Raw genomic sequence first — 7267 nt, forward strand, 5'->3', positions numbered from 1 at the left:
GACGACGGTTGAGAATAGCGCGATGTCGGATGACACTGTTCTGACACTGACTGGCGCTGCGAACACAACGGTTAGTGACACGGTTGCGGATATTGACGCCACAGGTCTCACAGGCACGCTCGGTGTGACGACGGCAGATGCTGCTGGTGATCAGATCACGATCACTACCGGCACTAATGACACCAGCGTTACCGCCAATGGCCAGGACGATGTCGTTACCGTTGACGGCGATCTGATGTTGGAAGATACCAATATCACTCTGGCGGGTACCAATAACGTTGTCGTTACGGGCGACGTTCTTGCTGATGTGAATGCTACGGCGCTTACCGGCACGCTTGAGATCACCGTCGGTAATCCGCTTGCGGCAACTGGCCCGAATGGCCAGGCCAGCATCACCGTCAACACGGGCGGTGGTGATACCACCATTCACAACCAGTTGATGGCTGACGATACACTGCTGATTGTTACCGGTCCTTCGGACGTTGACGTCGACAATGTGGCCGATATCGACGCCCTAGGTCTGACTGGCAACTTGGTTGTAACCAACACCAGCCCAGCTGGCGGAAATATCGAGATCGCCTCCAACGCGGCGACCACGACAATAAACAATACGGGCATGGCGGACGATGATCTGTTGATCCTGAGCGGTAACTCTGACGTCACGGTTTTAGATAGCATCGCCGACATCGACGCTGCCGATCTGGACGGGACGCTTGATGTAACAACTGCGTCTGACACACTTGCGACGACTATTGGCATCATAACTGGCTCGGACAACACCACGGTAACCGCGTCGGAAGATGGCGACACAGTCAACATCGATGCGGCTGTGTTGGCAGATAACAATCTCCTGACGATTGATGGCGATGCCGTTGTTATAGCAACTGGAGTTGTTGCCGATGTGAACGCTGCAGGCCTTGACGGCACGCTTAACGTCTCAACTGCAGCCGATGGCGATATCAACCAGATCGCAATTACCGCGGGTACCAACGCGACTGACATCGCTGCGGTAGAATTTGGCGATAGCGTTACGATCAATGCTACCAACATTGTCGACACCGAAGTGCTGACGATCACCGGCGCGGCCGACGTCGATGCGACGGTCAACGGGGCGGATGTAAATGCGGGTACGACGACCGGCACGCTCACGATTACGACCGGTGCATCTGCAGATGTAAACGACCCCATCAATGTGACCGCTGGGTCCGGCGCGATCACGCTGAACACCCTGACGGACGATGAAAGCGTTGTGCTTGACGCCACTAATGTTGCCGAAACTAACCTCGTCGACATTAATGGTGCCTCGGATGTGACAGTTAACGGCCTTACGGCCGACCTGAATGCGGCCGACCTACTCATTGGCACGCTGACGATTGATCTCGACAACGCAGATAATGATGAGATTAACGTCACCACTGGCCTGGCCGGCACCACAATCAACGACAGCGACGTGTCAGACACGCTGCGCATTGCCGCTGCACTGATGGTCGATGGTTCCACGCTTACGATTGAAGGCGACGCGACCAACGAGATTGGTGTTGCAAACTCGGTAACCATCGACGCGAGCCAAACTTCAGGCGACACCGTTGTTACCAAGGGCGCTGGAGATGGCATAGAGACGCTGTCGCTGGATAGCGGTACAGGCAACCTGACGCTGCACATGAATGGAGCTGCCGGCGACACGGCGGTGGTTGATAGCCTTGTGGCTGATGCCAACACCATCACCATCGATGGCGCGGCTGCATCGGTAACGGTGAATTCTCTGTCAAATGTCGGCACAAGTGCCGATGCCGATATCGTTGCGTCTAACTTTACGGGCGACCTCACGGTCAACCTTGCTGCCGACGGCAATGCCGATACCATCGCCGTGACATTGGGCGCGGGTAATGCCACGGTCAACGCGCCTGAAGATGGCGACACAGTCAACATTGATGCCCAGGCCATGATTGCCGATGGCGAGCTCACCGTGAACGGCGCATCGGATGTCAATGTCACACAGTTGGGCTTCGTTGGTGACGCCACTGTCAGCGCCGGCACCGTGACCGGTGACATGCAAGTCTTTATGCATTTCGCAAGCGACAACAACGTCGATGTTGAGACAGGGTCCGGCAATGACAATATCGAGACCAACGGCGGAAATGATGTTGTCCGTGCTGGCGAAGGCGATAACTTCATTAGCGCTGGCAACGGTGACAATGAGGTTTATGCTGGAGCGGGCGACGACTCTGTTATCTCCGGTTCGGGGGATGATTATATCTCCGTTGGGGATGGTAATAACGACATCAATGCCGGCCAAGGTGACGACGAAGTTTTGACAGGTTCCGGTGACGACAGCATCTCTGGATTCGACGGCGCAGATTTGATCCGCTCGGGCTCGGGTGATGACAACATCGATGGCGGCGACAACGATGACGAAATTTACTTCGATGCCGGTGATTTCAATGGCAACGATATTGTCGTGGGCGGCAATAACGATGACACAAATTCGGCAGCAGAGTTCAGCCCTGGCTATGGCGACACCATCCGCATCGGCGCCAACGCGACGGTGATCGATGCCGACTTTGGCCAGACAACCGGCGTGGAAACGCTGCGGGTCAACGGTGACGATGGCGATATAAATACGGTCACAATCGGGGGCGTCGCGCAGTTGGCCGGTATTCGCTGGATTGAAACTGGCGATAGCACTGACACCATTACGCTAACCGGTTACAATGCCGGGGTTACCGTTCAGGCAAACGGCGGCGATGACGTTATTGTTGGTGGTTCAGGCAATGACCTGTTCTACGGCGGCGCGGGCAGCAACAGCTACACGGGCGCTGCTGGTCAGGACAGCTTCCGGATCGGAAATAACGGTGCCGCAGGGGAACTGGACGAGATCCTCGATCTGAGCATGACGGGATCCATTGCCGACCGTATTCAGGTTAAAACAGGCGGTGCAGTTGAGGCGACAGCCACGACCCAGTACACTGCAGACAGTTCCACTTGGAACTATGGCACCGCTACAATCTTGACGACCAATCTTAACGTTAACCTTTTGCTGGCGGCGACCGATGGCGACACGTTCGGTTATACGATTGACGGCAGCGCCTCGACAGTCGGTCTGGCGCTGCGCGGCAGCGTGGATGCTAGCCGCTTAATTGGCGGATCCGGCATTGACATTCTGCAAGGCAATATCGAGGATGACATTCTCATCGGCGGCATGGGCAACGATCAGTTGCGTGGCGGCGACGGCAATGACGTCTATGTCTTCACCAGAGGTGCAGAACATACCCGCGGCGAAGTGAGTGATGACGGCGGCACGGCCGACGAAATGCGTTTCACCAGCACTACTGCGAATGATACGCTTACGATCTATGCGGCGGACGCCGGTGTTGAAAATGTTGTCATCGGCACGGGTATCGACATGGCGGTGACGGCTAATGGCGATGTTGCGGGTGCAGATACCTCTGGAGTAATTGAACTCAATATCGATGCGCGTCTGGCGGCCAATGGCCTTAATATTCGCGGAAACGATGGAGATAACATTATCTGGCTGAGCACGAACCACGCTGACTATGTTGTCGGCAATGGTGGCGAAGATGTCTTCAAGGTTACAACATCAAGCCTGACATCGGCGGATGTCATTTATGGCGAGCTCGACGGTGTCGCAACTGGTGGCTGGAACTACTTGGAGTTCACGAACGCGGGCACGGTTGTCGACAGCCAGTTTACAGGCGTCAATAACGTCTTTGAAGTACTGCTTGCCGACGGAACGAACAACTTCACCTTGGGCTCACAGGCGGAAGAAGGTAATGTCAATTGGATCACCACTGTTGGTACGGGCAATGACACGATTAATGCCTCTGCCTACACGACCACGAACCTGACGTTCACGCTGACGGGCGGTAATGACACGATCACGGGCGGTGCAGGAGACGATGGCTTCAATTTCGTCAATTCGGTCAATCTGACGGCATTTGACACAATTGTTGGCGGCCTAGGTGACGACACCCTTGCCCTTGGTGTGGGTAATGGAACTGTTGCGGATGTACAGTTCACCAACGTGTCAAACGTTGAAGTGCTAAATCTTTCGACCCAGATCGGTGATGTTGCTTCCTATGTTTTGGGCGCCGAAGCAGAGCAGGCCGGCATCAGAACTATTTCTGCCAACGACGGGGACGAAACACTCGATGTTTCGAGCTTCACCTCAAACATATTGGTGGGAATGGGTTCAGGCGATGACACCGTTCAGATCGGTGGCGGCGATGTAGAGGTCTACCTTGGTTCCGGTGACGATCAGTTGGTAATTGCTGGCAGCAACTTGACATCAAGCGACGTCATCCAGGGCGATGACGGCGACGACGAAATAGTCGTGACGGGTATCAACACCACGCTTGTTGATGCGCAGCTCACCGGCGTTGCTACTGTCGATACGCTCACAATGGCGGATAACTTAGGCGGTAGCGCCAACACGGTAACGCTGGGCGCGGAAGCTATCGAAGGTGGCATTCGTCAACTCAACACTGGTGCCGGTAATGATTTTGTTACCCTGACCGATGCGACTGAAGTGAGTGTCGACCTTGGTGACGGCAACGATACCGTTGTCTATAATGATGGCTTCAGCGGCGCGAACACTGTGGCCGGTGGCATTGGTAACGATACGCTGATCGTGCGTGAGCTAGGCCAATCTGCGACGATTGAGGATGGCGACTTTGCGAATGTTGGTTCGGTAGAGACGCTGCAGATTGAAACGGTTGGAAGCACAGTCACGCTTGAGGCAAATGCGAACTCCGCTGGAATTAGAAACATCATCGGTAACAATGGGGGTATGAACCTTACCGTCGATTTTAACGCAACAGCGCTGACGATCCAAGGTGGCAGCGGCAACGATGACATATATATCAATATAAATGACGCCGCTGACGACGTTATTAATGCGGGTGCCGGTAACGATGTAGTTTGGGCCGGCGGCGGTGATGACATTATCACTGGCGGGTCCGGGGCAGATGAGCTGGAAGGTGACAGCGGCGACGACACGTTTGTTCTCGACGGCACCAGCTTGCTTGGTGATACCATGCAGGGCGGGGACGGTCGTGACACCATCCGCGTAGACGTCAGCAGCGACCTCTCTGTGTTGGCAGCCGATGGGGTTGTGAATATCGAGGTATTTGCCATTGCGGCGGGTCAAACTGCAACCTTTGGGGCTAACACGCTTGAAAATGCGGCAATTAATCCGGATGAATTTGTCACTATCGTGGGCACCGGCCTTGGGGCAGCAGCCTTAGTGACGGGTACTGCTGGGAACGATACGATCAATTTGAACCCCGTATTTTTCGACAACACGGGCACGATAACTGGGCTTACAGTCAATGCCGGTAACGGTAATGATGATGTTTTTGACAGCCGGGGCAACGATACGATCAACCTCGGTGGGGGTAACGACTTCGTCTTGGTTCAATTTGGTAACGACACTGTTACCGGCGGCACTGGTGTAGACACCTTCGAAGCCGGCAATGGTGCGACGCTCAACGTGACAGATCTCTCCGCAGTCGGCAACGCAGCAGACCATCTGGTGGCGATTGATGGCGGCAATATCATTGCAACTGCGTCCAGTGACTGGATCGCCATGGCGACGACGGAACTTGATACGGCCAATTCTACGATTACTATTCAGACGACCAACTTCGACATTGATCTTGGCTTCGCCACTGTCCGTGGAAATGGCGATGCGTTCTTGGTGGACGGTTCCAACTCAACTATTGGTCTCGCGCTCTTTGGTTCGACGGGTAATGATACGCTGATTGGTGGTTCGGACGACGACGTCATCTACGGCAAAGACGGCGATGATACGCTCGAGGGCGGCGCCGGTGCGGATCAGCTTTATGGCGACACGGGCGACGATACCTTCGTTCTGCTTCAGGGCAGCGACATCGACACCGCCGAAGAAATGTTTGGTGAAGATGGTAGCGATACGCTGGTTCTTACTAACGGCACCAGCTATGATCTGACAGGCGTTGGATTGGACAGCATCGAAAATCTGAATGCGAACGCTGTAACTGCAACGTTTACGGTAGCTCAGATCAACGCGTTCAGTGACGGCATCGTTGGTACAACGCCAACGATCCACATTGTGGGCGAGGGCAATGTAAACCTCCAGGGTAACGGCGCTGTCTTCACCTATGTACTGGATACGGCTGACGCTGGCCGCACCTTGACATTGTCGGGTACAGCTGACTTTGTGATCACTGTGCAAGCGGGCGATAGCGTTATAATTGATGCGGATGGCTATACGGGAACGGTCACTGTCAATGGTCTTGAGGGGTCGTTCAGCTTCCTGAACGCAGCTGGAGTAGACCTTGTCGTTACCGGTGCTTTCGACAATACTGTCGACTTCACCACCCTGACGACCGATGCACTCACGGGTGATACTTCGGTGCTCAACAGCGTTACTCTGGTTGATGACGACGATACCGTCACGCTTGACTTTACGGATGCTACGGCTGTTGGTGGGATTGGTGAGCCAGTCTTCAATGGCGATACCAATATAACCATTGCTGTAACTGATGCTGAGATGGCGCAAGTATCGGCCGCACTTGCGGACTATACTGCAGGAGCTTTGGGCGCCAACTCCGTGACGATCGATGGTGACGGTGATGTGACGCTGAATGCGGCAGAGGCCTTAGCGCTAATCAACGCGAATATCGTCTTCGACGGCGACATTCTGACGATCGCCGCTGACAACACCGAACTGGCGACCATTGCGGGCAACCTGGCGGACTATACTGGTCTGACCACGGGCACGGTTGAACTGGACGGCACTGGCACGCCAGTATCGATCAGCCAGGCCACTGCGGCACTGCTGATTGACGGAAGCGTTGGGTTCGTAGCAGGCACGAATATCGTCCTTCTGACCTCGAGCGACGCCGAAATCAGCGACATTGCCCAAGATGTGGCGGATTACGACGCCCTGACTACGGGAAGCTTGACCATCAATGACGCTCGCGATGCTGTAAACGTGTCGCTTGCTGATGCGGACAGCTTGAGCGGCGCCTTGGTGAAATTTGATGTCACCGACGCCATCGTTATCACTGACAGCTTCAACATCGCGATCGACTACTCGGCATACAACACAACGTTGCTCGGCGGGGCCTCTGTAACGCTGGCCGATGCCGATGACACGGCCACGATTGACCTGACCGATGCGGGCAACCTTGGCGGTGCGGGCGAGGCGGTGTTCGATGGCGATGCGGATTTGACGGTTGAAGGATCGTTTGATGCTGCAGTCAAC

1 protein-coding gene is annotated in these 7267 nt (G+C 55.0%); it reads left to right on the forward strand.

The window, feature by feature from the left end:
• A partial coding sequence (locus tag D7D48_RS10445; RefSeq protein ID WP_148097091.1) for a beta strand repeat-containing protein occupies positions 1 to 7267 on the forward strand: 7267 nt, incomplete at both ends.

The sequence above is a fragment of the Sphingorhabdus wooponensis genome (assembly GCF_003933235.1).
Taxonomy (GTDB): domain Bacteria; phylum Pseudomonadota; class Alphaproteobacteria; order Sphingomonadales; family Sphingomonadaceae; genus Sphingorhabdus_B; species Sphingorhabdus_B wooponensis.